We start from the raw sequence: 25,046 nt of genomic DNA on the forward strand, positions 1-25,046 counted from the left end.
TGTCGCGGAGCTAGAGGATCGGGGCGAGCGCGAGGCGGCCGTTGGCGAGCGGGGCGCGGGCGTGCTGGCGCATCAACTGCTCGGCCTCTTCCGCCTTGCCCGCCAGGATGGCGTTGCACACCGCCACATGCTCGCGATGCGCGGCGGACAGCTGGTCATAGGTCGCGGGCAGATCTTCCCAGTCGAGCGCGAGCGCGGCAGCCGATCCGAACGGCAGGTGATTGTTGCGCGACAGCGCATAGGCGATCGCGGCATTGTCGCTGGCAGCCACCAGCAGATCGTGGAACGCACAATTATAGGCGTAGAACCGCTCGAGATCGGCCTCTTCGAGATGCCCCTTGGCGAACAGCGTCTCGCCTTGGGCCAGGCAAAGCTCCAGCTTTCGCGCGAGGGCAGGCGGGGCGGGGGTGGAGGCGACGATCCGCGCCGCAAGCCCCTCAAGCACCCCGCGCACCTCGATGGCATCGGTCACCTGCCCCATCGTCGGGCCTCGCGCGGCATAGCCGCGGGCACCGATCCGAGTCACCAGCCCTTCCTGCTCGAGCGTTCGCAGCGCCGTGCGCACTGGCATGCGGGACACACCAAGCCGCTCCGCGGTCGGAATTTCCGCAATGCGCTCGCCATCGGCGAGCTCGCCAGACGCGATCATATTGCGCAGCGCGACGATCACGCGCTGTCCCGGCTTCATCCGCTTTTCCATGCGGGTTTCTTAAAGTCTCGAGGTCGCCCGGCAAGCCCCAATCGCGCTTGACGGCGATCAGCCATCATGCTTATTGGATCCAATAGCGCGTCGGAAAGCACCGCGACCAAGGATGTGGGGAGAGCAACATGACCAATGCAGCATCGGCTTCATCGACCGGAAGCGCGCCGACATGGCCGGTCAATGCCTGGTATGTCGCCTGCACGCCCGACGAGATCGAGGGCAAGCCGCTGGGGCGCCAGATCTGCGGCGAACACATGGTCTTTTTCCGCAATGGCGAGGGCAACGTTGCCGCGCTCGAGGATTTCTGCCCGCATCGCGGTGCACCGCTGTCGCTCGGTTTCATCCAGGACGGCGCGCTTGTGTGCGGCTATCACGGGCTGGCGATGGGCTGCAATGGGCGGACGGTCGGCATGCCCGGCCAGCGGGTCAAGGGCTTTCCCCCGATCCGCACCTATCCCGTCGTCGAGCGCTACGGCTTCATCTGGGTGTGGCCCGGCGACGCTGAAGCCGCCGATCCTGCGAAGCTGCGGCATCTGCCATGGGCGCAGAACGACGATTGGGCCTTTGGCGGCGGGCTGTATCACGTCGCGTGCGATTATCGGCTGATGATCGACAATCTGATGGACCTCACGCACGAAAACTATGTCCATGCCAGCAGCATCGGGCAGAAGGAAATCGACGAGGCGCCGGTCAAGACCCGGATCGAAGGCGACGAGATCGTCACCAGCCGCTTCATGGATGGCATCATGGCGCCGCCGTTCTGGCAGATGGCGTTGCGCGGGGCGGGGCTGCCCGACCAGCAGCTGGTCGACCGCTGGCAGATCTGCCGCTTTTCGCTGCCCAGCAGCGTGCTGATCGAGGTCGGCGTCGCGCTGGCGGGGCATGGCGGTCATGAGGCCGACAATGCGCACAAGGCGTCTGCGATGGTGGTCGATTTCATGACGCCCGAAACCACGACATCCCACTGGTACTTCTGGGGTCTTGCTCGACGGTTTGCCGTTCAGGATGCGGCGCTCACCAACACCATCCGCGAAGGCCAGACCAAGATCTTCGCCGAGGACCTGGAAATGCTCGAGCGCCAGCAGCGCAATCTCGAGCTCCATCCGGAGCGCAGGCTGCTGCTGCTGAACATCGATGCCGGCGGCGTGCGTTCACGGATGCTGATCGATCAGGCGATCGCCGCCGGCCAGGCCGGGCAGGCACCCGCCGATCAGCGCTCGGTTGCTGCGGTCTGATCAGGGGTCAGAACGCCAGCGAGCCGCACCGCTCGGCAAACAGCCACACGCCGTCGTGCAGCTCCATGCGGTCGTGGAAATCTCCGATCAGCGTCTTGTCCGCCATGTACAGCACGACATAGCTGTGCGCGCGCACTTCGCGATCCGACAGGATGTCGATAGTCGTGTTGGCCATGACATGCCTGGTCACCCGCCTGGGCCGGTCGCGGAAGAAGGCGCAGATTGCCTCCCGGCCAGCTACCGGCGCGTCGGGCTCGCTGGGGCGGGCAAAGCTGCCCTCAGCCGTGAACATCGCCGCCAGCCCATCGGCGTCGTGCGCATCGTTGAGCATGGCAAAGCGCCGGATCTGCCGTTCGACCGCCCATTCGATTTCCATCATGCCGCTTGTCCTTCAGGTTCGTGCATCCATTGCCAAAGCGCGTCGCTGACCGCTTGGGCTGCCTCCATCGGCGCCATGTGGCCGCTGCCTTCAAACACGACATAGCGCGCATGGGGAATGGCAGCGGCGATCTCCTCGTGCTGCGCAGGCGGGCTCCAGCGGTCGAGCGCGCCGACCCCGATCAGCACCGGGCGGCCGATCAACGGCAGCAGCGGGCGCGCATCGGGTCGGCCGAGCAGTGCCGTGATCTGCGCGCGGTGTATCGCGGGCGACATGCGTTCGACCATCGCATACAGCGCCGCGCGCACCGCGAGATCGGCATCGAGCAGACCGTCCTTCACCATCGGTGGCAGCCAGGCATCGGCGAGCGCCGTCATGCCGTGGTTGGCGCTGATGTCGAGCATCGCCTGGCGCTTTGGCAGTTCGTCTGGCCCCGCCGGGTGCACGGCGGTATCGAGCAAGGCGAGCCGCTCCACCCGCTCGGGCGCCTGCTGCCAAACCTCCAACGCCACGCGCGCGCCCATCGAATGCCCCGCGATCGCAAAGCGCGGCGGGGCATCGGCAAGCACGTGCGCTGCCATGGCGGCAATCGAATCCTGCCCGGTCAGGTCGGGAATGCGAACGTCGTAATCTGCCGACAGCGCCGCAATCTGGTGCTCCCAAATCGCAGCATCGCACAGCAGCCCGGGTACGAGGATCACGGTCTCGCGGGCTGGCGTTCCGGTCGTGTCAGGGTTCGACATCGGGCAGCGCTGCTCCGTTGACCACCACCGGCGCGGCCTCGATCAGCACGAAGGCGATCCGGCATACGGTATCTGTCGAAGGGTTGCGCCACAAATGGATGGTGCCGCGCTGGATGACGATATCGCCAGCAGAGGCGCTGGTAACCGCGCCGTCATCGAGCTCGAGCTCGACCGTCCCTGCGAGCACGATGCCGTAATCGATGCTGCTCGACCGGTGCATCGGCGATGTGCCGCCGGGCAGCATGTCGACGATGCGGATCACCGAGCCCTGGTGCAGCGTCAGCCCGGCATCGCGCAGGCGACCATCGGTCTCGTCGTTGTTGTCCGCAGGTACGCTCGCGGTGGTCCACACCAGGCTGAAGGCGGCGTCGCCCGAGGGAATCGGTTCGACCGGCAGCAGGTCGTCGCTGCGGACGACGGCCTTGCCTGCGGCATCATGGCCGGTGACGATGCGGCGGACGGGGGGAGAAGCGGGCGCGCTCATCCCCTGATCACCTTCTGGTCGATGGCGCCGAACAGCACCGCGCCATCGGGCAGGCGCGCTTCCATCCGCACGGTATCGCCAAAGCGCATGAATTCGGTGCGCGGCTTGCCTTCGTCGAGCATCTCGATCCCGCGCCGCTCGGCGATGCACGACGATCCAATCTCGCGGAAATTGCTGTTCGAAACGGTGCCCGATCCGATGATCGTGCCTGCGCACAGCGAACGCGTGCTCGCGGCATGCGCGACCAGATCGTGGAAGCCGAACTCCATCACCCCGCCCAGAGCATCGCCAAAACGCTTACCGTTCCAGTCGACGCTGAGCGGCAGGTGGACGCGGCCCTCGCGCCAGGCATCGCCCAGCACATCGGGAGTCACCGCGAACGGCGCGACCGAGCAGGCGGGCTTGGCCTGAACCCAGCCGAAGCCGGTCTTCATCTCGATCGGCGCCAGTGCGCGCAATGACCAGTCGTTGATCTGCACGACCAGCTTGATGTGCGCCAAGGCCTGCTCAGGTGTCACGCCCATCGGCACGAAGTCGGTGATGATGCCGAACTCGCCCTCGAAATCGATGCCGTCTTCCTCGCGCGGCAGCGGTACGTCGGCGGTGGCGGAAAGGAACTGGTGCGACAGCCCCTGATACATCAAGGGGCGGCCCGCAGGCGGCGGCTCGGTGCCGAACAAGGTCTCCATCAGCTCGCCATGGCTGCGGAAGGCCGAACCATCGAGCCATTGCCACGCGCGGGGCAGGGGCGCGGCAAGAGCGAGGTCCGAAGCACTTTCGCCTTCGCCATCGGCCAGCCGGTCTGCCAGCGCCCGCAGCGCAGGTTCGGCGGTGGCCCAGCCATCGAGGGCAGCCTGCAGCGTGCCAGCGACATCCGATGCGCCGAGGAAGCGGGTGCCATCGGCGCTGACGACGACCAAAGCGCCGTCGGGGGTGCCATTGTCCTGGGTTGCGAGTTTCATGCGGGGTCCTTTCAAGGGATCAGAGATCGGCCAGCGCCTGCGCCACCAAAGCGCCAAGGCTGCCATCGTGGCGAAGCCCCAGCGCATCGGCGCGGGGCGTGGCGAGCGGGGGCTGGCGTCCGAACGCCGCCTCGATCGCGGGATCGGGCGCATAGTCCACCAGGGCAGGGTCGCGCCCCGTCTGGCGTGCAACCTCGGCGACGAGATCGCGCAGGATCACGCGCTGTGCAGGAAGGTTGAGACGGGCATCGGCAGGGTGGGCGGGCAGATCCAGCGCCTGGCACAGCTGCGCGATCAGCCCGCGTCGCGACAGCAGCCAGCAGCTTGCCCCGGCGGAGACCGGCAGGCTGATCGGCTCACCCGCCTTGAGCGCGTGGAACAGGTTGCTCAGGAACGCCGATTTCATCCCCGATGGCCCCAAGGGCCGAGCAACGATTCCGGGGAGCCGCAGCGAGAGCCCGCGGATCGCACCGCGCCGCGTCATCGTTGCGATCCACTCCTCGATCATCGCCTTGTGCGCGCCATAGCGCAGCATCGGGCGCGCAGCCGTGGCATCATCGACATAAGCGGGAAGGGGGTCGCCGAACACCGCGATGCTGCTGGCAAACAGGACGCGAGGGCGGTTGCCGTGCGCGGCGGCGGCATCGATCAGCGCCATCGATGCTGCGACGTTGACGCGCGCGGCAAGTGCGGGATCGGCTTCGGCGGCGCCGCCCGGCACGGTCGCCAGGTGCACGATGGCATCGAACGGCGCTGCGGTCAGCGCGGCCAGCAGTGCTGGGTCATCCAGGTCACCGGGCACACCCGTGACCCCGGCAAGATCTGCAAATTCCAGCCCGCTGCGGTCCGTCGCGGTCACGCGGCAGTGCTGCGCCAGCGCGCGCACCAGCGCCTGGCCGACAAAGCCGCCCGCGCCGGTGACGAGCACTTGGGAGGACGGGTCAGCTGCCATCGGTGATCGACGTTCCGCCATCAATGGCGATCTGCTGGCCGGTGATGAAGCCGCTGGCGGGCGAGGCGAGGAAGACGCACGCTGCAGCGACATCCTCGACCGATCCCACCCGGCGCAGCGGCGTCATCTGCAACCGCCGCGCCATGAAGCTCTCGTCGGCCATCAGCGGCTCGGACAGGGGCGTGGCGATCAGCCCGGGGGCAAGCGCGTTGACCCGCACGCTTTTGGGGCCCCACTGCACCGCCAGATTGCGCGCGAGCTGCGCGACGCCTGCCTTGGCGAGGGCATAGGCGTTGATCGCGCCGTTGCCGCGCAGCGCCGCCAGGCTCGACATCAGGATAACACTGCCATCGCCGCTTGCCGCGATATGCGGCAGCGCCAGCGCCGTCAGCGCGACGAGCGATCGCAGGTTCACCGCCATCACACGATCGAAATCCCCGAGGTCCCAGCTACCTGCCTCGCCGGTGATCCCGGCGTTGCAGACCAGGATATCAAGACCGCCAAACCTGTCGACCGTGCCCTCGACAAGCGTCGCGAGCGCGGCGGCATCGGTGACGTCACAGGCAATCCCATGGACATCATGGCACGCTTGCGCGAGCGATGATGCGGCGGCTACCACCGCCTGCGGATCTTCGCTCGATATCACGACCCGCGCGCCGGCCTGCGCCAGCGCCCGCGCGATACCCAGCCCGATCCCCTGCGTCGATCCGGTGACGATGGCCGTCCGGCCCGACAGACAGAGGGGATCGAAAGCCATGGTCAGTCTTCGATGATCGCCACAGCCCGCGTCCAGCCAGCCGATGCGCCGCGGATTTTGTGCGGGAAGCAGCTGACGGTGAACCCGTGCGCGGGCAGGCTTTCGAGGTTGTGCAGCTTTTCGAGATGGCAGTAACCGATGTCGCGCCCGGCCTTGTGGCCTTCCCAGATCAGCGACGTGTCGCCGCTCTCGGCGACCTTCTGGGCGGTGTAACTGAACGGGGCGTCCCAGCTCCAGGCATCGGTGCCGGTGACGCGGATGCCGCGCTCGAGCAGGTACATCGTCGCCTCATAGCCCATGCCGCAACCGGTATCGACGAAGTCGGGCTTGCCCACCGCGCCGCCCGCAGCGGTGTTGACCAGCACGATATCGAACGGCTGCAATTCATGGCCGATCCGCGCGAGCTCGGCTTCGACATCGGCGGCGGTGACGACATAGCCGTTCTCGAAATGGCGGAAGTCGAGCTTCACGCCGGGGTTGAAGCACCATTCTAGCGGTACCTCGTCGATCGTGATCGCGCGCTGGCCGCCATCCATCGTCGGGTGAAAATGCCAGGGCGCATCCAGATGCGTGCCGTTGTGCGTGGTCAGCGTCACCCATTCGGCAGCGGCAAAGCCCGCGCCATCGGGCAACTGCTCGGCGGTGACTCCAGGGAAGAAATGGCCGAGCTCGGTGACCGTATCGGCATGCTGCTGATAGGTGATCTTGGGCCGCATGAACGGCGGATCGGTGATCACGTCGTTTTCCAGATAGATCGACAGGTCGATGAAGTGACGGGCCATGGTCTTATCCTCTTGTCAGTACGGAGCGCAGGGCCAGGGGTGTGATGATCAATCCCAGAAGCGCGCCGAATGCAACCTTGATAGCAAATGCGGTCCCCCAGGCGAACGTCGCGATACCGTTGAGTTGCAACGCGCCGATGGCCATGCCCGCCAGCCCCAGCGCCAGCAGCGCGAGCATGATCGCGCGCACGACGATCGATCCAATAGTGGGCGGCGTGCCAGGAAGCTTGCCCTTTATCATCGCGGCGCGCGTCTGCAGCGCGGGCATCAGCGCGGCCATGAACGACGCTGCGCCCGCTTGCGGCAGGAAGTCGAGCGCGAGATTGTCGGGTGCCCAAACCGCTATGGGGTCGGTCCGGCCGAAGACAGCCAAGAAGAACCCGGCGCTGATCGCCATCGTGATCACAATCGAGATCAACGTCTGCCTGCGCACATAGCCGCGCGCTTCGTTCATGCGTCGGTCCAGTTGTACGCCAGCGGTACTTCGCGGAAAGCGAAGCGGTCGATATGCCGCTCGAGCGCGCCCTTCAGCCCGTCGCGCTGGCCCTCGGCGCTGGCGGTGATCGTGCAGACCAAAGTATCGGCCTCGGCATCCAGGGTCACCACCGCATCGGCAGGCCAGTCGGCACCGCGCGCATCCTTGGCAAAGGTGATCTGTCCGTGATCCTTGTCGAAGCTGACGGGCAGGGTGTGTTCCCAATGCTTGCAGACCTGCTGCAGGTACTTACTGGCGCTGGCCGTGGGGATGCGCGCGGTGGCGACGAAGCTCATGGCCTGGCCGCCGATGTGCGACCGCCCAGCGTCTCGGCGAACCAGTCGGCGATGTAATCGCGCCCGAACGACATGTTGTCCGCGCCGACATGCTCGACCCCGCCTTCACGCGCGGTGAAGATCTTGAGTTCGCGCTTGGGGCAGTTGGTCAGCTGCTCGAAGCTCTGGTGCGCGTATTCCAGCCCGATCTGGCGGTCTTTCTCGCCGTGCGTGACGAGGAACGGCACCTTGATGCGGTCCATCACGCCATTGAGCGTCATGTCCTTCGACTTGGCGTGGAAATCATCCATGTCGGTCGCGCCGAACACCCACATCACATGCGCCCAATAGTGCGGCACGGGGTTCTCGCCCTCGCGGCGCAGGCGCTTCTGCTGGACCTCGGCCCAATTGTGGTTGGCGCCCCAGACGACTCCGCTCGCAAAGCGTGGCTCGAACGCCACTGCGCGCGGGGCGAAATGGCCGCCCAGCGAGATACCGGTCATGCCGATGCGCGCCGGGTCGACATCGGGCTGCTTTTCAAGCCAGTCGACCGCAGGCGAGGCCCATTTTTCCGAGTGCGGCGTGGCGGGAAGGTTGTTGAGGCGCAGCGCCTCGCCGGTGCCCGGCTGATCGACGCACAGGCTCGAGATGCCGCGGGCAGCCAGTGCATGCGGCAGCTTGGACCAGTAGAGCAACTCCTTCGAGCTATCGAGGCCGTTGCAATAGACGACCACCGGCTTGGGGCCATCGCCCGGCGCGCGGCAATACAAAGCGGGGAAGGTGCTGCCTTCATAGGGGATTTCGACCCGCTCGACGGCGTGATCGCCCAGGGTCATCGCGCGCTTGAAGGTGTCGAGCGCCTTGGCATAGGTCGCAGCGCGGTCGGGGCTGCCCTGGCCCTGCATCCGTTCGGCGACCAGCAGATACAGCGCCGCGCGCTCGAGCTTGGCGGCAGCGGAGAACGCGCGGCCGCGTTCCTCGTCTTCGCCCGCCAGGCCGATCAGCTTGTCGCCGGTCTCCACCCAGGCGCGCATGAACTGCGGCGTGCCGGCATCGGCGCCATTGGCCGCGGCATCGCGGATGGGCTGGCACATGTCGATGATCTCGCCGATCTGCCCGCCGCTTTCGATCGCGATCGCGACCGAGAGGTTCCAGATGTAGTTGGGAAAATACTCAAACAACGCCATGGCTTATACTCCCGCCGGCTGGAACAGGCCCTTGTCGGGGGCAGGGTGTGGCATGGTCTGCGGACCGCCGGTGCCGATGCCCCACTGGTCCATGACCAAAGGAGCTGGCGCGTGCACCGTGGCCACCCAGGTGGCATCGTCGACCTCTTCGAGATCGGCGGTGTATTCGACCGCAAAGCCGCCCGGCGTGGTGAAGTAGCTGAAAGTGTTGTTGCCCGCGGTGTGGCGGCCGGGCCCCCAGCGGATGTCGGTGCCCTGCTGCTTGAGCCGGTGGATGCCGCGCATCATGTCATCGACGCCAAGCATGTCATAGGCGACATGGTTGAGGCACGGCGGCCCGGGGAGCAGCGCGATACGGTGGTGCCACTGGTTGCAGCGCAGGAAGCACATGAAGTCGCCCAGCCAGTCGCTGACCTTGAAGCCCAGCACGTCGGTGAAGAACCGCACCATCTCCTGATGATCGGGCGAATGCAGCACGATATGGCTGATCTTCTGCGGGATGCCTTCCCAGCGGACCAGCTCGCGCGAGGTGCCGCGCGCGACATCGCTGGAGATTTCGAACGGCAGGCCGTCCTTGCTGAAGAAGCGGAAGCCATAGCCGCCGCCCAGCGTGTCGAGCTCCCTGGGCGCAAACACCACCTGGCAGCCATAGGCCGCGACCTTGTCGTGCAGCGCATCGACATCGGTGCGGCAGTCGGCAGCCAGCGTGATGATGTCGATCTTCTGCACATCGGCCTGGCGCAGGCGAACGACGTACAACTCGTCGTTTCCTTCGGCGGCGAAGTGCAGCATGCCGTCCTTTTCGCCGGCGTCCTTGAGACCCCAGGTGTCGCGATAGAATGCAGCCTCTGCTGCCAGATCGGTGACGGCGTAGCCGACGTGGCGAATCTCGCTTACTCTGGCCATGATGAATTTAACTCCTTGAAAGATGGGGGAAACGCCGACCTCAAATGGGCTCGGCAACCTTCATGAACATTTCCCGGGTCGCGGTGGCGTTATCCACCAGCGGGCCCTTGCCGATCTGGCCAAAGCAGATCGCCTTAGACGACTCGACGATATAGCGGCAGCGCTCGAAGCGGCGGTCACGATAGGCGGCAAGCGCGGTCTCGATATCGTCGGCGGCCTCGAGCTCTTCAGCGAGCACCAGCCCGTCCTCGATCGCCATGCCGGCGCCCTGCCCCAGATGCGGGGTGGTGGCGTGGACCGCATCGCCGAGCAGCGCGACGCGGCCCTTGTGCCACGCACCTTCGAGCAGCAACCATTCGAGCGGCTTGTAGACCACCTCGTGGTTGTCGGTGATCTGGTCGACCAGTGCGGCGATGGCGGGAGAGGGGACCCCGGCGATCTTGGCGCGCATCGCTGCTGCCAGCTCTTCGGTGGCGTACCAGGGGTTGCCCGGCTCGGGCGTGGTCACATACATGTACATCAGCTCATCGGAGAGCGGCACCAGCCCGATCCCGGTCTGCCCTTCATAAGCCTGCAGCCCGATGACATCGGGCGTCCGCCGGAAATTGTAGCGCCACACTGATTGGCCGGTGAATTCGGGCCTTGGCGCGTCGGGGAAGATCGTCTGGCGGGTCTGCGAATACAGGCCATCGGCACCGATCACGATATCGTAGCGGCCCGTGCTGTCGTCGCTGAAGGTGACCGAAACACCCGCGCCGTCATCGTCCAGGCTGGCGACGGTCAGGCCCAGCCGGACGGTCGCGCCCGCGCCGATGGTCCGGTCGCCCAGCACCTTGTGCAGCGCGCGGCGGCCGATGCCGACATTGCCGGGATAGCCATCGACCAGCCGCGGCGTGGGGATATCGGCGACGCACTGGCCAGTGGGGATGTACACCTGCACCCGGTCGAAGCCGAACCCGGCGCTGATGTAGTCGTCGATCAGGCCAAGCTCGGTCATCGCGCGGACGACATTGCCCTGCTGGATGATGCCTACCCCATAGACCGACCAGTCAGGGTCGCGCTCGATCACATCGACGGTATGGCCCTTGCGACGCAGCGCAATGGCCGATGTCAGCCCGCCGATTCCGCCGCCAACGATCAGAATTCTCAAGTCTTTCACGCGTCCGCTACCTCTCCGACACCCCCGTTCAGCCGGTGGGCGCATCATGGTGCTGAAATAGAGGGTTCGGCGTAAATCTGTAAATTTTATTGTTTGGATTGATGTCTATCAGCACTGTCGATGCTTCGCAGTGCAATCACGGCAGCGCGCTGTCGTGCCGGAGCTGGTTGCGCAGCCATTTGAGCCCTTCATCGCTGGCGCGGGCGCGGTTGAACTGGAGCATCTCGCGCATCATCGGAAAGGGGAAGGGGATCGGCGCAATCGCCAGCGGGAACATCCGCGCCATTCGCCGCGCGAGGCGTTCGTGCATCAGCGCCAGCCGACCCGTCTCGATTACCAGCCACGGCACGACGGTGAACGACGATGCCATCACATCCATCCGGCGGAACCGGCCGAGCTGCTCCATCATGCTGTCACCGAACGCGCTGGTGCGCTGATTGCCCATGTGCACCCCGACATGGCTGGCCTGCATCAGCGCCTCTTCGGTGAGCACGTCGGCGAACAGCGGGTTGCGATCCCAGCCGACGACAACATGGCGTTCCTCGAAGAACAGTTCTGCCGGCTGGCCGGGGTTGATGAAATCTTCGGGCGTGATCAGCAGATCGAACGCGCCCTGCGCGAGCAGATCCGAGCTGCCGTCCGAGGGGAGCACCGATTCGAGCCGGATGCTCGGCGCGATATCCGCCAGCCGGCGCGACAAGGGGGCGATGATGGCGGCGGTGATATAGTCGGATGCGATCAGCCTGAAGGTGCGCTGCGAGGTGGCCGGATCGAACGCGGTCGAGGTCGTGATCAGCGCATCGACCTGCCGCAGCGTCTCCTGCACCATCGGCAGCAGCGACTCGGCATAGGCGGTCGGAAACATCCTTTTGCCCTGCAGCACCAGCAGGTCATCGCCGAAATATTCGCGCAATCGGCTCAGCGCCGCACTCATTGCCGGCTGGCTGAGATGCACCTGCTCGGCCGCGCGCGAAACGCTGCGAGTCTCCATAAGGCAGCTGAACGCCACCAGCAGATTGAGATCGAGACCCTTGAACCGCATGAAATTAACCTATCGATGGCGTGATTGGATTACCATTAAAACAAAAGATTTAACCTATGGCTAGCCCCTGCCTTAAAAGGTCCGCCAATACAGCGGGTGCCCGTGCAGGCAGTCGCGCCTTTTTGGGGAGATGAATGATGAGAGCTTTTCTGCTGGCGACCACCGTATTGGCCGGGCTGATCGTCCCGGGTGCCGCATGGGCGCAGGACCAGGCCGATACCGCCCAGACCACCGAAAACCAGGAAAACACCGGTCTTGGCGAGATCGTCGTGACCGCGCAGCGCCGCGAGGAAAGCCTTCAGCGCGCCGCGGTTGCCGTTTCCGCGGTGACCGGAGACGATCTCACCAAGTCGGGCATCACCGAAACCGCGGGCCTTGGCCGGCTGGTTCCCTCGCTGGTCGTCCAGCCCACCGGCGGCACGACCAGCTTCTTCCTGCGCGGCGTCGGCACCAATTCGCAGAACTCGTTCGCCGAAAACGCCGTCGCGTTCAACTTCAACGGCATCTATGTCGGCCGCCCGACGGCACCTGCAGGCGTGTTCTACGATCTGGAGCGGGTCGAGGTGGTCAAGGGGCCGCAGGGCACGCTCTATGGCCGCAACGCCACCGGCGGCGCGATCAACGTCATCCCCAAAAAGCCGGTGCTTGGCTCGTTCAGCGGCGAGGGGTTGTTCGAATACGGCAACTACGACAGCAAGAAGGCCTCGCTGGCGCTCAACATTCCGATCGGTGACACGGTGGCGTTGCGACTGGCCGGGCAGATCGTCGATCGCGACGGTTATATCTCGGACGGCTATGACGACGACAAGGGCGAGGCGTTCCGCGCATCGCTGCTGATCGAGCCCTCGGACCGCTGGTCGATGACCCTGGTCGCGGACTATTACAACCAGCGCGGCAAGGGTGCCGGCGCGGTGCTGCTGCCCGAAGCGCGCTACACCGTGCCTCCGCTCGAAGACCGGGTCAGCATCTCCGATCCGCGCGCGCAGGCTGCGGTGCGCAGTCTGGCAAGAGGGATCTTCGCGCCGCCGTTCTGCGGAGGGCCCGGCAATTTCGTCAACAGCGGCTGCGTCGCGCTGGCCGGCACCGATGGCTTCCTCGACAACCAGTTCTTCGGCGTCAGCGCCACGGTCGTCGGCGATATGGGCTTCGGCACGCTGACCGTCATTCCGGCCTATCGCCGCTCGGACGTCAACGTGCTCACCTATCTTCCGGGCTTTGCCGGCACGATCAAGGATGTCGCGGAGCAAAGCTCGCTCGAAGTGCGGCTTGCGTCCAACGAGGATCAGCGGCTGCGCTATGTGCTGGGCGTCTTCTACTTCGGCGAGAACCAGGTCACCGAGAACTTCTTCCGCCAGGGCAATATCTCGAGCACCCGCTTCACCCCGCGGCTGAGCACCGAGAGCATCGCCGCCTTTGGCCAGCTGACCTTCGATATCACCGATACGCTGCGGCTGGTGGCGGGCGGGCGCTACACGAAGGAAGACAAGGAGCAGTTCACGTCCGTTGCGGCGGGCGGTCTGCCCGGCCCCGTGGCGCCGCCGCTCAGCGCGCCGTTCACCGGTGACCTGTCGTTCGAGAAATTCACCTGGAAGGCCGGGCTGGAATGGGACGCTGGTCCTGCCTCTTTGGTCTATGCCAATGTCGCCACCGGCTTCAAATCGGGCGGGTTCTTTGTCGCCCAGCCGCCCAACAACACCTTCGCACCCGAAGAGCTGACCGCCTTTACGCTGGGCGCCAAGAACCGCTTCTTCGACAACAAGCTGCAGCTGAACATCGAAGCGTTCTACTGGGACTACAAGGACCAGCAGATCACCTTCGTCGGCGGCGTGCGGACGGCAGGCGGCATCTTCGCGCAGGGCTCGACCACGGTCAACGCGGGCAAGTCGCGCATCTACGGCGTCGAGTTCGAGGCCCGCTTCGCCCCGAGCCGCAACGATCTGTTCAATCTCAACGTCCAGTATCTCAACGGCAAGTACGACAGACTGCAGACCGCCAACTTCTCGCCCACCGGCGCGCCGGTGACGACGGGATGCACCACGCTGGGCAGCCGGCTCGCCAATCCGGGGGTCAACGGTGCGCGCTTCTTCGACATCGATTGCTCGGGCAACCCCACGGTCAATTCGCCCAAATGGGCGGTCAACCTAGGATATGAACGCACGTTCGAGCTGACCGGCGATCTCAACCTGGTCTTCGGTGCGCGCGGCAACATCGAAAGCAGCCGGTTCCTCAACTCGAACTTCCGGCCCGAGGAACGCCAGGGAAGCTTCGCCATGGCCGATGCCTATCTGACGCTGGAAAGCGCGGGCGGATGGAATGTCACCGGGTTCATCAACAACATCACCGATGAAGAGGTGCTGGCGCGTGCGGGAACGCGGCCGATCCTCGACTTCCCGGTGGCGACGCTGCGCCCGCCGCGGACCTATGGCGTGCGCGTCGGATTCAACTTCTGATGCGCGCGGCCTGGCTGACGCTGGCGCTGGCGGTCTTCACGCCGGCGCTGGCGCAGCCCGCTGCGCCCGCAGCGGATGCGTTCATCACGCTGGGCACCATGGGTGGCCCTGTTCCCTCGCCGGACCGGTCGCAGCCCGCCAACGCGCTGCTGCATGCAGGCCAGGTGTATCTGGTCGATGCAGGCGATGGTACGGTGCAGCAGCTCAGCCGGGCCGGCATCATGCTGCCGCGGGTGCGCGCGGTGTTTCTCAGCCACCTCCATGTCGACCACACCGGCGGGCTTTCAGCGGTGCTGGGGCTGCGCAATCAGACCAATGTGCGCGAACCGCTGACGGTCTATGGTCCGGCGGGAACGCGCGAACTGGTCGCAGGGATGGTCGCATCGATGCAGCCTGCCGCGCGGGCCGGATATGGCATTCCGGGCAAGCCCTGGACGCCGCCTGCCGATACGGTCACCGTCATCGAACTGGCCGATGGTGAAAAGACCACGCTGAACGGCATGACCGTCACCGCAGCGCAGAACACGCATTATGATTTCGCGCCCGGAAGCGTCGAGGATCGCAACTACAAGTCGCTCAGCTTCCGTTTCGACCTGCCGGGCCGGTCGATCGTCTACACCGGCGATACCGGGCCCAGTGCTGCATTGGAAAAGCTTGCCAAAGGCGCGGATCTTCTGGTCAGCGAGATGATCGACATGGCTGGCACGATGGCCAATGTCGCGCGCAATTCCCCCAACATGCCGCCAGAGGCCAAGCGTGATCTCGAGCAGCACCTGTCGACCCATCACCTCACCCCCGAGGCTGTCGGGCAGCTTGCCGGCAGGGCAGGGGTGAAGGCGCTGGTGATCACGCACTTTGCGGCCGGCACCCCCGATCCGGCACGGACAAAGGGCTATGTCACGCAGATCGCGAAGAGCTATTCCGGGCCGGTCACGCTGGCAAACGATCTCGACAGGTTCTGATCCGCGCTCAATCGGCCCAGTAAAGCCGCATCGGATTGGCGACCAGCAGCTTGTGCTGCAGCTCTGCCGTCGCGGCGATCTGCGGGATGGTATCGACCAGCGCGCCATCGTCGGGCAGCACGCTTTCCATGTTCGGATGCGGCCAGTCGGTGCCCCACAGCACGCGGTCGGGATAGTCCTCCACCAGCGGGCGCACCGCGCGCACGAAATCGGCATAAGGCGGGCCTGAAGGATCGAGCCGGTCGGCGCAGGTGACCTTGGTCCAGATGTCGTCGCGGCTATCGAGCAGCTTGCGGAACGCGGTCATGTCCGCGCCATCTGGCCCTTGGCGCACATCGGGGCGACCCATATGGTCGATGACGATCGGCACCGGGATCGCGGCAAGGAACGGCAGCATCTCGTCCAGGATGTCCGCCTCGAAATACACCACGACGTGCCAACCCAGCCGCTCGATCCGGCGTGCGACGTCGAGGAACCTGTCCTTGGGCGCATCGTCGACCAGCCGCTTGAGGAAGTTGAAGCGCACCCCGCGAATACCGCCTGCGTGCAGCGCATCGAGCTCGGCATCCGAAATCGCCGGATCAACCACGGCGACGCCGCGCGCCATGCCGTTGGAGAGCGCGATGGCGCCCAGCGTCGCGCGGTTGTCGGTGCCGTGGCAACTCGCCTGGACGATGACATTGCGCGCAAAGCCCAGCCGGTCGCGCAACGCGAACAGCGCGTCAGGACCGGCATCCTGCGGCAGGTACTTGGCCTTGGGGCTGAACGGAAACTGCGCCATCGGCCCGAAGACATGACAATGCGCATCGACCGCACCCGGCGGCGGGGTGAAGCGCGGCTTCGAGGGGGCGAGTGTCCAGCTGCGGACGCGGCCCTGGGCGTCGGTGGTGCTCATCGGATATATCCTGTTTTCATTGAGGCTCGGTCACCCTCACCCTTCCCACACCGCTGCGCGGTGCGGGCCCCTTCCCTCTCCCGGTGGGAGAGGGAGGGAGGCGCGAAGCGCCGGAAGGGTGAGGGTGACAAGCGGAAATTCACCCGAAAACCTCGCCATCCATCAGCTTGCGCGCGGTGCGCAGCATCCCGGCTTCGACCGGCTGACCGTTCTCGCCGACCGTCACCACGCATTCGGTGACGCCGCTGGGGTGCTCGACGCCCAACGTCTTGATCTGCCCTTCGCCAATCTGCGCCAGGTCTGCAGCGGGCGATCCTTCGATCAGGCAGGCAGTGGCGACGCTGACCGCGCCGAGCACGCCGATCGAGGCATGCACCCGATGCGGGATCAGCGAGCGCACGCTGATCGCGCCGCCCTCGCGCGGGGCTGCGACGAGCATCATCTTGGGCACCGACTTGGCGCTGACATCGCCCAGGTTCATCATTGGCCCGGCCTTGAGGCGGATCGCCTCGACCTGCGCCTTCATCGCGGCATGGCCGTCGAGCGTGTCGCGGTCTTCATAGCCGGTGATGCCGACATCGGCTGCGGCCATCACCACACAGGGCATGCCGTTGTCGATCAGGGTGACGCGCACCCCGTCGATTTCGTCCGCCGCATGACCGGTGGGCAGCAGCGCGCCGCACGACGAGCCTGCGGTGTCGCGGAACGCGAGCGGGATCGGCGCCGCGCTCCCGGGCACCCCGGTGATCGTCGCATCGCCATCGTAAGTCACTCGCCCGCCGGGCGTCTGGACGCTGGCGACTGCGATCTGGCCGGTATTCTCCATATAGACCGCGACCCGCGTCACCCCGTCCCGCGCTGCAACCAGCCCGCGCTCGATCGCGAACGGGCCGACCCCGGCAAGGATGTTGCCGCAGTTCTGCGCATCGGTGACGATCGCCTGATCGACGAACACCTGCAGGAACAGGTAATCGACGTCGACCCCGGGCCGCTCTGACTTGCTGATGACAGCGACCTTACTGGTCAGCGGATCGGCGCCGCCCATGCCGTCGATCTGGCGCGGATCGGGCGAGCCCATCGCGCGCAGCAGAAACGCGTCGCGCGCAGCCGGATCGGCGGGCAGGTCGTCCTTCAGGAAGAACCCGCCCTTCGAGGTGCCGCCGCGCATCCACATGCAGCGGATGGCCTTCACATTCCCTCTCCCATCGGGAGAGGGAGGGAGGCGCGCAGCGCCGGAAGGGTGAGGGTGGCCGGGAGGGCGTCGCCCTCACCCTTCCCACTCGGCTGCGCCTCGCGGGCCCCTTCCCTCTCCCAATGGGAGAGGGTAACTTTGCCCTCAGACATACTTCAGCCCCATCTCGGCGAGCCGCGGGCGCATGTCGTAGATGTCGAGGCCGAGTTCGCCAGCCGCCAGCCGCTGGCGCTTGGCTTCCTCGGCGGCCTCGCGCGCCTGCGCCTTGGCCAGCACCGCCGCTGCGTCCGCCCGCTTGACGACGCACACGCCATCGTCATCGGCGACGATCACGTCACCCGGCTGGATCGCCGCGCCCGCGCAGACGATCGGCACGTTGACGCTGCCCAGCGTGTTCTTGACCGTCCCTTGTGCAAACACCGCCTTGGACCAGACCGGAAAGCCCATCTGGGTGAGGTCGCGCACATCGCGCACCCCGGCATCGATCACCAGCCCCCGGCATCCGCGCGCCATCGCGCTGGTCGCCAGCAGGTCGCCGAAATAACCGTCGACGCACGGGCTGGTCGGCGCCAGCACAAGGACATCGCCGGGCTGCAGCTGCTCGATCGCGACATGGATCATCCAGTTGTCGCCGGGAGCCGCAGAGATCGTCACCGCATTGCCCGCGATGCGGGCACCGGCATAGATCGGGCGCATATGGTGCGCTAGCAGGCCGATGCGGCCCTGCGCCTCGTGCACGGTTGCGACACCCGCAGCCCCGAGGCCATCGACGATGTCGAGCGCGGTCCGCTCAATATTCTGCACCACCACATTCATGCGCAACACTCCCTTGGAGCTTCCCCGTGCTCCCATGATCCCGCCGAACGCCAATCCAACTTGTGGACAGCCAATAGGTTTTTGCTATGTCTGGTGTTCATGCTCAAGCCGTTCGATCTCAACCTGCGCCATCTGCGCGCACTCGGCAACGTGGTGGCGCTGCGCAGTCTCAACCGCGCGGCAGAGGCCGCAGGCCTGTCGCAACCTGCGCTGACACAGGGCCTTGGCAAGCTTGAAAAGCAGATCGGCGTGCTGTTGTTCGACCGTCATTCGGGCGGCGTCACCCCTACCGCCGCGGGCCTTGCGCTGGCCGAACGGGCAGAACGGGCGTTTGCCCATCTGGCATCCGCGACCCGGCGGCCAGGGCGCACCGGCGCGCGCGGCTTTTCCCGTCCCGAACAGCTGATGACCGCGACCCAGCTCGAAGCCTTTCTGCATTTTTCCGACGCGCAGGGCTTTGCCGGTGCCGCCGCCGCGAGCGGTCTGTCGCAACCCGGTATCCACCGCGCGGTGCGCGAGCTCGAGCAGGTGTGCGGGACAGCGCTGGCCGAGCGACGCGGGCGCGGCATGGTGCTGACGCCTGCCGGGCGATCGCTGGCGCGCGGGGTCCGGTTGGCGGCGGGCGAGCTGGCGGCGGGAATGGACGAGGCACGCGGCGATCCCGAGGTCGGCGGGCGGATCGCAATCGGTGCGATGCCGCTCAGCCGCGCTTTGGTGGTCCCGCGTGCCATCGCGCATTTCCTGCGCGAAAGCCCCGGCACGGTGATCGACGTCGTCGAAGGATCGTGGCGCGAACTGATCGATCCGCTGCTCGACGGGATCATCGACGTGATGGTCGGTGCGTTGCGCGAGAACCCGCCGCCGCAGATCGATCAGGTTACGCTGTTCACCGACCGGCTGGCGATCTTCGCGCGCAAGGACCATCCGCTGGCCGGACGCCGGGTGACGCTGGATCAGCTGCGCGGTCAGTCCTGGGTCGTGGGCCCGCAGGGAACGCCGCTGCGCGCGCACTGGCAAGCGCTGTTTGCAGGCGATCCTCCCCCGGTTCCGGTGGAATGCGGGTCGGTGATGGTCATCCGCGGGCTGGTGATGCAGAGCGATCTGTTGACCCTGCTGTCCCCCGACCAGATCGCGGTCGAACTCGACACCGCGATGCTGGTGCGGATCGATCTCGACCTGCCCGGCAGCGTTCGCACGATCGGCATCAGCACCCGCCGCGGCTGGCGGCCCACGCGCGCGCAGCAGCGGCTGGTCGATCTGCTGCATCAGGCCTCCGTCGAGACAAGACTTCACGAAAACCAATAGGGGACCCAGCAATTGGATTGGTGAGAGCAAGGCTCGCTGCCCTAGGGCCACGCCATGATGCCAGCGACCACCTTTATCGGCTTTGGAGAAGCGGGCCGCGCCTTTGCCACGGCGGGCGCGCGGGCGTTCGACCACAAGACGCTGCACGAGCGCGAACGCGGCGCGATGGTCGCTGCCTATGACGCTGCCGGTGTCGATGGCATGGACGATGCCGCGAGCGCCCTGTCGGGTGCGCAGGTGGTGCTGTCATTGGTGACTGCAGACCAGGCGCTGGCTGCGGCGCTCGATTGTGCCCCGCTGCTTGGTGCGGGGGCGCTGTGGCTCGACATGAACAGCGTTGCGCCGGGCACCAAGCGCCGCGCGGCCGAGGCGATCGAGGCTTCCGGTGGACGCTATATCGATGTCGCGGTGATGGCGCCGGTGCTGCCCGCGGGCAAAAATGTGCCGCTATCGGTATCTGGCCCGCATGCTCAGGCTGCGCTTGAGGCCCTGACGCTGCTTGGCTTTGCCAACACCGCCGTCGCCGGGGCGGCCATCGGGGATGCGTCGGCGATCAAGATGATCCGATCGGTGATGGTCAAGGGGTTGGAGGCGCTGAGCGCCGAATGCGCGCTGGCCGCAGACCGCGCGGGGGTGACCGATGCAGTGATCGCCTCGCTCGACGCGAGCTGGAAAGCGCAATCCTGGGGCGAGCGTTTCGATTACAATCTCGACCGAATGATGGCGCACGGCCTGCGCCGCGCCGCCGAGATGGAAGAGGTCGCGGTGACGCTGGAAGACCTTGGCGTCGACCCTGTGATGACCCGCGGCACCATTGCGCGCCAGCGGGACCTGGGCGCGCTCGCGATCACGCCGCCCGAAGGCCTGGGCGCAAAACTGCATGCCATCACCGCTGCCGGACAGAAAGCCCCCGCATGACCATGATCATCGACTGCCACGGCCATTACACGGTCCTCCCCAAGGCGCACGACGCCTGGCGCGAGGAGCAGAAGGCCGCGTTCAAGGCGGGGGCGATCTGCCCGCCCTATCCCGAAATTTCGGACGACGACATCCGCGAGACGATTGAGGCCAACCAGCTGCGGCTGATCAAGGAACGCGGTGCGGATCTCACGATCTTCAGCCCCCGCGCCTCCGCGATGGCACCGCATGTCGGCGACGAGGGCGTGGCGCGCGAATGGGCGCGGCGCTGCAACGATCTGATAGCGCGCGTCGTCGGCCTGTTCCCGGGCGTGTTCGCAGGCGTGTGCATGCTGCCGCAAAGCCCCAAGGCGGATATGCAGGGCTCCATCGAAGAGCTCGAACGCTGCGTCACCGAGCTCGGCTTTATCGGCTGCAACCTCAACCCTGATCCGGGCGGTGGCCGTTTCGAGCACCCGCCGCTCACTGACCGCTTCTGGTACCCGTTCTACGAGAAGATGGTCGAGCTCGATGTGCCCGCGATGATCCACGTCTCGGGCAGCTGCAACCCGGCGATGCACGCCACCGGCGGCTATTATATCGCGGCGGACACGATCGCGTTCATGCAGCTGCTGGAAGGCGACCTGTTCGCCGATTTCCCCACGCTGCGCTTCATTATCCCGCATGGCGGCGGCGCAGTGCCCTATCACTGGGGGCGCTATCGCGGCCTTGCCGACATGCTGAAAAAGCCCGCGCTCGACACGCATCTGATGAACAACATCTTCTTCGACACCTGCGTCTATCATCAGCCGGGGATCGATCTGCTTGCCGATGTCATCGACAACAAGAACATCCTGTTCGGCAGCGAGATGGTGGGCGCGGTGCGCGGCATCGACCCCACCACCGGGCATTATTTCGACGACACCAAGCGCTATGTCGATGCGCTCGATATCGGCGAGGCCGAGCGGCACATGATCTTCGAGGGCAATGCCCGCCGCGTCTTTCCCAGGCTGGATGCGCAATTGAAGGAGCGCGGCCTGTGAGCCACCCTACCGACATCCACGCCTATCTCGCCGAGCTCGAGGACATTCCGGGCACCCGCGTGTTCACCGCGGCGCGCGCACGGCAGGGATATCACCTCAACCAGTTCGCGATGAGCCTGATGGATGCCGAGAAACGCGCGCGGTTCAAGGCCGACGAGCGCGCCTATCTCGACGAATGGGCGATACCGGAAGAGGCCAAGCGAGCGGTGATGGCGCGCGATTACAACGCGATGATCGATCTGGGAGGCAACATCTACTTCCTCTCCAAGCTGTTCTCCACCGACGGCATCGCCTTTGCCGAGGCGGTGAGCACGATGACCGACATGAGCTGGCCCGAATACCGCCAGATGATGATAGATGGCGGCCGCTCGCCCGAAGGCCTGCGGTCGATCAGGGAGAAGCGCTGATGGCCCGGATTACCGCAGGCGTGGCCAGCAGCCATGTTCCTTTGCTGGGCGTGGCGCACGACCAGGGCAAGGAGCGCGACGACTATTTCGGTCCGATCTTCGCAGGCTATGACTGGACGCGGGAGTGGGAGAAGGCGCAGCAGCCCGATGTCGTTATCCTGATCTACAACGATCATGCCTCCGCGTTCGACATGAAGATCATCCCGACCTTCGCGATCGGGTGCGGCGAGCGCTACAAGCCGGCGGACGAGGGCTGGGGACCGCGTCCGGTTCCCGATGTCATCGGCAATCCGGACCTCGCCTGGCATATCGCCCAAAGCCTGATCCTAGACGAATTCGACATGACGATCATCAACGAGATGGACGTCGACCATGGCCTGACCGTGCCGCTGAGCATGATGTTCGGCAAGTGCGAGGCTTGGCCGACCACGGTGATCCCGCTGGCGGTCAATGTCGTCACCTATCCGCCGCCGTCGGGCAACCGCTGCTGGGCGCTGGGCGAGGCGATCGCGCGCGCAGTCGCCAGCTTCCCGGAGGATCTCAACGTGCAGATCTGGGGAACCGGCGGGATGAGCCATCAGCTGCAGGGACCGCGCGCAGGCCTGCTCAACCGCGAATGGGACAACCGCTTCCTCGACATGCTCGAGTCGGATGACGATGCGGCGCGGCACATTCCGCACATCGAATATCTGCGCGAGACCGGCAGCGAGGGCATCGAGATGGTGATGTGGCTGATCATGCGCGGCGCACTCGGCAAGAGCGTGAAGACGCTGCACCGCCATTACCACATCCCGTGCAGCAACACCGCCATCGGCCATCTGGTATTGGAGCCACAGACATGAGAATTGCCCTCGCAGGCGCAGGTGCCTTTGGTGAAAAGCATCTCGACGGATTGAAGCTGATAGACGGGGTGGAGATCGTCTCGATCGTCAGCCGCAGGCTGGAGCAGGCGCAAGCCGTCGCCGAAAAATACGGCGCGGTGCATGCCACGACCGAACTGGATGAAGCGCTGGCGCGCGATGACGTCGATGCCGTCATCCTGTGCACGCCGACGCAGATGCATGCTGCACAGGCCATCGCCTGCATGAACGCGGGCAAGCATGTGCAGGTCGAAATCCCGCTGGCGGACAGCTGGGCCGATGCGCAGGCGGTGGTCGACAAGCAGCGGGAGACCGGCCTTGTCTGCATGGTCGGCCACACCCGTCGCTTCAACCCCAGCCACCAATACGTTCACAACGAGATCACGAGCGGCAAGCTCAACATCCAGCAGATGGACGTGCAGACCTATTTCTTCCGCCGCCGCAACATCAACGCCAAGGGCGAGCCGCGCAGCTGGACCGACCATCTATTGTGGCACCATGCCGCGCACACCGTCGACCTGTTCGCCTATCAGGCCGGACGGATCGTGGATGCGCACGCGCTGCAGGGGCCGATCCATCCCGAGCTCGGCATCGCGATGGACATGTCGATCCAGCTCAAGAGCGAGAGCGGCGCGATCTGCACGCTGTCGCTGAGCTTCAACAATGAAGGCCCGCTGGGCACCTTCTTCCGCTATATCGGCGACACCGCGACCTATATCGCACGCTACGACGATCTGGTGAATGGCAAGGAAGAGCCGATCGATGTCTCCAAGGTCGCGGTATCGATGAACGGCATCGAACTGCAGGACCGAGAGTTCATCGCCGCGATCCGCGAAGGACGCGAGCCCAACAGCTCGGTGGCTCAGGTGCTCGATTGCTACCGGGTGCTCGGCGATCTCGAACGGCAGCTCGGCGCATGACGGCCCAGCGGACCCAGGTCGCGATCATCGGCTCCGGTCCCGCCGGGCTGATGCTGGGCCATCTGCTCAAGGCCGAGGGCATCGACTGCGTGGTGCTGGAACGCCAGACCCGCGCGCATGTCGAAAGCCGCATTCGCGCAGGGGTGCTCGAGACGGTGACCACCGACATTATGCACCGGCTGGGGCTGGGGGCGCGGATGGATGCCGAAGGGCTGGTCGAGGACGGCTTCAACCTCGCCGATGGCGACATGCTGGTGCGGATCGACATCAAGGCGCTGACCGGGCGCAACGTGGTGGTCTATGGCCAGACCGAGCTCACCCGTGACCTGATCAACGCAGCCCCCGAGCGCGGGCTGAACATCGTGTTCGAGGCGGCCGATCTGGCGCTGCACGATGTCGACAGCGATCATCCCAGCGTGACCTATGATGCAGATGGCGTCGCGCACACGCTCGCATGCGATTTCATCGCCGGATGCGACGGCTTCCACGGCCCTTCACGCCGCGCCATTCCTGCAGACGTGGTGCGCGAGTACACCCATGAATATCCGTTCGGCTGGCTGGGTATCCTCGCCGATGTGCCGCCCTGTCATGACGAACTGATCTACGCCAATGGCCCGCGCGGCTTCGCGCTCGCATCGATGCGATCGCCGACGCGCAGCCGCTATTACATCCAGGTGCCGCAGGGCGAGAGCATCGACAATTGGTCGGAGGACCGGCTGTGGGACGAGCTCGAAGGCCGCTTCAACGGCATTTCGCGGCACGGCGTCACGCGCGGCCCGGCGCTGGAGATGTCGATCGCTCCTTTGCGTTCCTATGTCTTCGAGACGATGCGCCATGGACGGCTGTTTCTGGCCGGTGACGCGGCACATATCGTGCCGCCGACCGGCGCCAAGGGCCTGAACCTTGCCGCATCCGATGTCATCTATCTGTCCGACGCGCTGATCGGCCATTATCGCCAGCGCGATGAAGCCGGGCTGCTCGGCTACGAGCGCCGCGCCCTGGCGCGGATCTGGAAATCGGAGCGCTTCAGCTGGTCGCTCACCAAGCTGATGCACAGCTTTCCCGAGCAGGGCGCCTTCGAGCGCCGCATGCAGATCGCCGAGCTCGATTATCTCGCCAACTCGCCCGCGATGCAGACCGCAATCGCCGAGAATTATGTCGGGTTGCCGCTTTAGCTAGGCTGCACCGGTCCTGAGCCGGGACGCAGTCGCCTCGCACTGACCTGCTGCAAACAGGAAAGGGCGCCAACCTTGCGGAT

General features: G+C 65.7%; 27 protein-coding genes. 10 read left to right on the top strand and 17 right to left on the bottom strand.

Features of this window, described 5'->3' with window-relative positions:
• Positions 1-10: 10 nt before the first annotated feature.
• The gene (locus tag BSY18_RS18275) at positions 11-700 is read right to left on the bottom strand and encodes a GntR family transcriptional regulator (RefSeq protein ID WP_054133759.1); all 690 of its coding nucleotides are present in this window, start codon (positions 698-700) and stop codon (positions 11-13) included.
• A 128-nt stretch (positions 701-828) separates the two neighbouring features.
• Between BSY18_RS18275 and BSY18_RS18280 the strand changes: the two genes are divergently transcribed.
• On the top strand, positions 829-1,938 hold the full coding sequence (locus BSY18_RS18280) for an aromatic ring-hydroxylating oxygenase subunit alpha (protein WP_069051446.1): 1,110 nt from the start codon (positions 829-831) through the stop codon (positions 1,936-1,938).
• A 7-nt stretch (positions 1,939-1,945) separates the two neighbouring features.
• Here BSY18_RS18280 and BSY18_RS18285 read toward each other — a convergent pair whose 3' ends face one another.
• From BSY18_RS18285 to BSY18_RS18345, 13 genes are all read right to left on the bottom strand, one after another.
• Positions 1,946-2,317 carry a nuclear transport factor 2 family protein gene (locus tag BSY18_RS18285; RefSeq protein WP_069051447.1) on the bottom strand — a complete coding sequence of 124 codons (372 nt, stop codon included), beginning with the start codon at positions 2,315-2,317 and terminating at the stop codon, positions 1,946-1,948.
• Positions 2,314-3,060: an alpha/beta fold hydrolase gene (locus tag BSY18_RS18290; RefSeq protein ID WP_069051448.1), complete on the bottom strand. Its 747-nt coding sequence runs from the start codon at positions 3,058-3,060 to the stop codon at positions 2,314-2,316. Before BSY18_RS18290 ends, BSY18_RS18285 begins: the two co-directional genes overlap by 4 nt.
• On the bottom strand, positions 3,047-3,544 hold the full coding sequence (locus BSY18_RS18295) for a cupin domain-containing protein (RefSeq protein WP_069051449.1): 498 nt from the start codon (positions 3,542-3,544) through the stop codon (positions 3,047-3,049). The genes BSY18_RS18290 and BSY18_RS18295 overlap by 14 nt, the downstream gene beginning before the upstream one ends.
• Positions 3,541-4,506 (bottom strand): fumarylacetoacetate hydrolase family protein, encoded by a 966-nt coding sequence (locus tag BSY18_RS18300; RefSeq protein WP_069051450.1) that lies wholly within the window; start codon positions 4,504-4,506, stop codon positions 3,541-3,543. Before BSY18_RS18300 ends, BSY18_RS18295 begins: the two co-directional genes overlap by 4 nt.
• 19 nt (positions 4,507-4,525) lie before the next feature.
• Positions 4,526-5,458, bottom strand: coding sequence for an NAD-dependent epimerase/dehydratase family protein (locus BSY18_RS18305; protein WP_069051451.1), 933 nt, complete (start codon positions 5,456-5,458; stop codon positions 4,526-4,528).
• Positions 5,448-6,215, bottom strand: a complete 768-nt coding sequence (locus tag BSY18_RS18310; RefSeq protein WP_069051452.1) for an SDR family NAD(P)-dependent oxidoreductase — start codon at positions 6,213-6,215, stop codon at positions 5,448-5,450. The genes BSY18_RS18305 and BSY18_RS18310 overlap by 11 nt, the downstream gene beginning before the upstream one ends.
• A 2-nt stretch (positions 6,216-6,217) precedes the next feature.
• On the bottom strand, positions 6,218-6,997 hold the full coding sequence (locus BSY18_RS18315) for a cyclase family protein (protein ID WP_054133767.1): 780 nt from the start codon (positions 6,995-6,997) through the stop codon (positions 6,218-6,220).
• 4 nt (positions 6,998-7,001) lie between these two features.
• Positions 7,002-7,451 carry a hypothetical protein gene (locus BSY18_RS18320; protein ID WP_069051453.1) on the bottom strand — a complete coding sequence of 150 codons (450 nt, stop codon included), beginning with the start codon at positions 7,449-7,451 and terminating at the stop codon, positions 7,002-7,004.
• Positions 7,448-7,768, bottom strand: coding sequence for a DUF2218 domain-containing protein (locus BSY18_RS18325; protein WP_069051454.1), 321 nt, complete (start codon positions 7,766-7,768; stop codon positions 7,448-7,450). The genes BSY18_RS18320 and BSY18_RS18325 overlap by 4 nt, the downstream gene beginning before the upstream one ends.
• Entirely contained in the window at positions 7,765-8,934 is a 1,170-nt protein-coding gene (locus BSY18_RS18330) for an alpha/beta hydrolase family protein (RefSeq protein ID WP_069051455.1), read from the bottom strand. The genes BSY18_RS18325 and BSY18_RS18330 overlap by 4 nt, the downstream gene beginning before the upstream one ends.
• Positions 8,935-8,937: 3 nt before the next feature.
• Positions 8,938-9,840 carry a VOC family protein gene (locus tag BSY18_RS18335; RefSeq protein ID WP_054133771.1) on the bottom strand — a complete coding sequence of 301 codons (903 nt, stop codon included), beginning with the start codon at positions 9,838-9,840 and terminating at the stop codon, positions 8,938-8,940.
• A 40-nt stretch (positions 9,841-9,880) separates the two neighbouring features.
• Positions 9,881-10,999: an FAD-dependent oxidoreductase gene (locus tag BSY18_RS18340; RefSeq protein ID WP_069051456.1), complete on the bottom strand. Its 1,119-nt coding sequence runs from the start codon at positions 10,997-10,999 to the stop codon at positions 9,881-9,883.
• 136 nt (positions 11,000-11,135) lie between these two features.
• Positions 11,136-12,041 (bottom strand): LysR family transcriptional regulator, encoded by a 906-nt coding sequence (locus BSY18_RS18345; protein ID WP_054133773.1) that lies wholly within the window; start codon positions 12,039-12,041, stop codon positions 11,136-11,138.
• Positions 12,042-12,175: 134 nt separating this feature from the next.
• On the opposite strand from BSY18_RS18345, the gene BSY18_RS18350 reads away from it, so the two are divergent.
• Together BSY18_RS18350 and BSY18_RS18355 are read left to right on the top strand one after the other, a co-directional pair.
• Positions 12,176-14,491 (top strand): TonB-dependent receptor, encoded by a 2,316-nt coding sequence (locus tag BSY18_RS18350; protein WP_236823410.1) that lies wholly within the window; start codon positions 12,176-12,178, stop codon positions 14,489-14,491.
• Entirely contained in the window at positions 14,491-15,453 is a 963-nt protein-coding gene (locus BSY18_RS18355) for an MBL fold metallo-hydrolase (protein WP_069051457.1), read from the top strand. Before BSY18_RS18350 ends, BSY18_RS18355 begins: the two co-directional genes overlap by 1 nt.
• A gap of 7 nt (positions 15,454-15,460) precedes the next feature.
• Here BSY18_RS18355 and BSY18_RS18360 read toward each other — a convergent pair whose 3' ends face one another.
• The 3 genes from BSY18_RS18360 to BSY18_RS18370 form a co-directional block, all read right to left on the bottom strand.
• Positions 15,461-16,348, bottom strand: coding sequence for an amidohydrolase family protein (locus BSY18_RS18360; RefSeq protein ID WP_069051458.1), 888 nt, complete (start codon positions 16,346-16,348; stop codon positions 15,461-15,463).
• A gap of 139 nt (positions 16,349-16,487) precedes the next feature.
• On the bottom strand, positions 16,488-17,522 hold the full coding sequence (locus tag BSY18_RS18365) for a 4-oxalomesaconate tautomerase (protein WP_069051459.1): 1,035 nt from the start codon (positions 17,520-17,522) through the stop codon (positions 16,488-16,490).
• Positions 17,523-17,684: 162 nt separating this feature from the next.
• Positions 17,685-18,356: a 4-carboxy-4-hydroxy-2-oxoadipate aldolase/oxaloacetate decarboxylase gene (locus tag BSY18_RS18370; RefSeq protein WP_069051460.1), complete on the bottom strand. Its 672-nt coding sequence runs from the start codon at positions 18,354-18,356 to the stop codon at positions 17,685-17,687.
• A 99-nt stretch (positions 18,357-18,455) separates the two neighbouring features.
• Between BSY18_RS18370 and BSY18_RS18375 the strand changes: the two genes are divergently transcribed.
• The 7 genes from BSY18_RS18375 to pobA are packed head-to-tail and all read left to right on the top strand — an operon-like array spanning position 18,456 to position 24,963.
• Entirely contained in the window at positions 18,456-19,661 is a 1,206-nt protein-coding gene (locus tag BSY18_RS18375) for a LysR family transcriptional regulator (protein WP_069051461.1), read from the top strand.
• A gap of 54 nt (positions 19,662-19,715) precedes the next feature.
• Positions 19,716-20,579, top strand: a complete 864-nt coding sequence (locus BSY18_RS18380) for an NAD(P)-dependent oxidoreductase (protein WP_069051462.1) — start codon at positions 19,716-19,718, stop codon at positions 20,577-20,579.
• Positions 20,576-21,601: an amidohydrolase family protein gene (locus BSY18_RS18385; protein WP_069051463.1), complete on the top strand. Its 1,026-nt coding sequence runs from the start codon at positions 20,576-20,578 to the stop codon at positions 21,599-21,601. Before BSY18_RS18380 ends, BSY18_RS18385 begins: the two co-directional genes overlap by 4 nt.
• Positions 21,598-22,008, top strand: a complete 411-nt coding sequence (ligA, locus tag BSY18_RS18390; RefSeq protein WP_069051464.1) for a protocatechuate 4,5-dioxygenase subunit alpha — start codon at positions 21,598-21,600, stop codon at positions 22,006-22,008. The genes BSY18_RS18385 and ligA overlap by 4 nt, the downstream gene beginning before the upstream one ends.
• Entirely contained in the window at positions 22,008-22,850 is an 843-nt protein-coding gene (locus BSY18_RS18395; protein WP_069051465.1) for a class III extradiol dioxygenase subunit beta, read from the top strand. Before ligA ends, BSY18_RS18395 begins: the two co-directional genes overlap by 1 nt.
• Entirely contained in the window at positions 22,847-23,788 is a 942-nt protein-coding gene (locus BSY18_RS18400; protein WP_069051466.1) for a Gfo/Idh/MocA family oxidoreductase, read from the top strand. The genes BSY18_RS18395 and BSY18_RS18400 overlap by 4 nt, the downstream gene beginning before the upstream one ends.
• Positions 23,785-24,963 (top strand): 4-hydroxybenzoate 3-monooxygenase, encoded by a 1,179-nt coding sequence (gene pobA / locus BSY18_RS18405; RefSeq protein WP_069051467.1) that lies wholly within the window; start codon positions 23,785-23,787, stop codon positions 24,961-24,963. The genes BSY18_RS18400 and pobA overlap by 4 nt, the downstream gene beginning before the upstream one ends.
• Positions 24,964-25,046 lie beyond the last annotated feature (83 nt).

It is taken from the genome of Blastomonas sp. RAC04 (genome assembly GCF_001713435.1).
GTDB lineage: Bacteria > Pseudomonadota > Alphaproteobacteria > Sphingomonadales > Sphingomonadaceae > Blastomonas > Blastomonas fulva.

Excerpts from the sequence above, each read along its gene's own strand:
- BSY18_RS18370 (WP_069051460.1), bottom strand. The coding sequence starts at position 18,356 with ATGAATGTGGTGGTGCAGAATATTGAGCGGACCGCGCTCGACATCGTC.
- BSY18_RS18380 (WP_069051462.1), top strand. The coding sequence starts at position 19,716 with ATGATGCCAGCGACCACCTTTATCGGCTTTGGAGAAGCGGGCCGCGCC.
- BSY18_RS18330 (WP_069051455.1), bottom strand. The coding sequence starts at position 8,934 with ATGGCGTTGTTTGAGTATTTTCCCAACTACATCTGGAACCTCTCGGTC.
- BSY18_RS18395 (WP_069051465.1), top strand. The coding sequence starts at position 22,008 with ATGGCCCGGATTACCGCAGGCGTGGCCAGCAGCCATGTTCCTTTGCTG.
- BSY18_RS18310 (WP_069051452.1), bottom strand. The coding sequence starts at position 6,215 with ATGGCTTTCGATCCCCTCTGTCTGTCGGGCCGGACGGCCATCGTCACC.
- BSY18_RS18375 (WP_069051461.1), top strand. The coding sequence starts at position 18,456 with ATGCTCAAGCCGTTCGATCTCAACCTGCGCCATCTGCGCGCACTCGGC.
- BSY18_RS18345 (WP_054133773.1), bottom strand. The coding sequence starts at position 12,041 with ATGCGGTTCAAGGGTCTCGATCTCAATCTGCTGGTGGCGTTCAGCTGC.
- BSY18_RS18400 (WP_069051466.1), top strand. The coding sequence starts at position 22,847 with ATGAGAATTGCCCTCGCAGGCGCAGGTGCCTTTGGTGAAAAGCATCTC.
- BSY18_RS18285 (WP_069051447.1), bottom strand. The coding sequence starts at position 2,317 with ATGATGGAAATCGAATGGGCGGTCGAACGGCAGATCCGGCGCTTTGCC.
- BSY18_RS18360 (WP_069051458.1), bottom strand. The coding sequence starts at position 16,348 with ATGAGCACCACCGACGCCCAGGGCCGCGTCCGCAGCTGGACACTCGCC.
- BSY18_RS18335 (WP_054133771.1), bottom strand. The coding sequence starts at position 9,840 with ATGGCCAGAGTAAGCGAGATTCGCCACGTCGGCTACGCCGTCACCGAT.
- BSY18_RS18305 (WP_069051451.1), bottom strand. The coding sequence starts at position 5,458 with ATGGCAGCTGACCCGTCCTCCCAAGTGCTCGTCACCGGCGCGGGCGGC.
- BSY18_RS18275 (WP_054133759.1), bottom strand. The coding sequence starts at position 700 with ATGGAAAAGCGGATGAAGCCGGGACAGCGCGTGATCGTCGCGCTGCGC.
- BSY18_RS18385 (WP_069051463.1), top strand. The coding sequence starts at position 20,576 with ATGACCATGATCATCGACTGCCACGGCCATTACACGGTCCTCCCCAAG.
- BSY18_RS18315 (WP_054133767.1), bottom strand. The coding sequence starts at position 6,997 with ATGGCCCGTCACTTCATCGACCTGTCGATCTATCTGGAAAACGACGTG.
- BSY18_RS18325 (WP_069051454.1), bottom strand. The coding sequence starts at position 7,768 with ATGAGCTTCGTCGCCACCGCGCGCATCCCCACGGCCAGCGCCAGTAAG.
- BSY18_RS18350 (WP_236823410.1), top strand. The coding sequence starts at position 12,176 with ATGATGAGAGCTTTTCTGCTGGCGACCACCGTATTGGCCGGGCTGATC.
- BSY18_RS18320 (WP_069051453.1), bottom strand. The coding sequence starts at position 7,451 with ATGAACGAAGCGCGCGGCTATGTGCGCAGGCAGACGTTGATCTCGATT.
- BSY18_RS18355 (WP_069051457.1), top strand. The coding sequence starts at position 14,491 with ATGCGCGCGGCCTGGCTGACGCTGGCGCTGGCGGTCTTCACGCCGGCG.
- BSY18_RS18365 (WP_069051459.1), bottom strand. The coding sequence starts at position 17,522 with ATGTGGATGCGCGGCGGCACCTCGAAGGGCGGGTTCTTCCTGAAGGAC.
- BSY18_RS18300 (WP_069051450.1), bottom strand. The coding sequence starts at position 4,506 with ATGAAACTCGCAACCCAGGACAATGGCACCCCCGACGGCGCTTTGGTC.
- BSY18_RS18280 (WP_069051446.1), top strand. The coding sequence starts at position 829 with ATGACCAATGCAGCATCGGCTTCATCGACCGGAAGCGCGCCGACATGG.
- BSY18_RS18295 (WP_069051449.1), bottom strand. The coding sequence starts at position 3,544 with ATGAGCGCGCCCGCTTCTCCCCCCGTCCGCCGCATCGTCACCGGCCAT.
- pobA (WP_069051467.1), top strand. The coding sequence starts at position 23,785 with ATGACGGCCCAGCGGACCCAGGTCGCGATCATCGGCTCCGGTCCCGCC.
- BSY18_RS18290 (WP_069051448.1), bottom strand. The coding sequence starts at position 3,060 with ATGTCGAACCCTGACACGACCGGAACGCCAGCCCGCGAGACCGTGATC.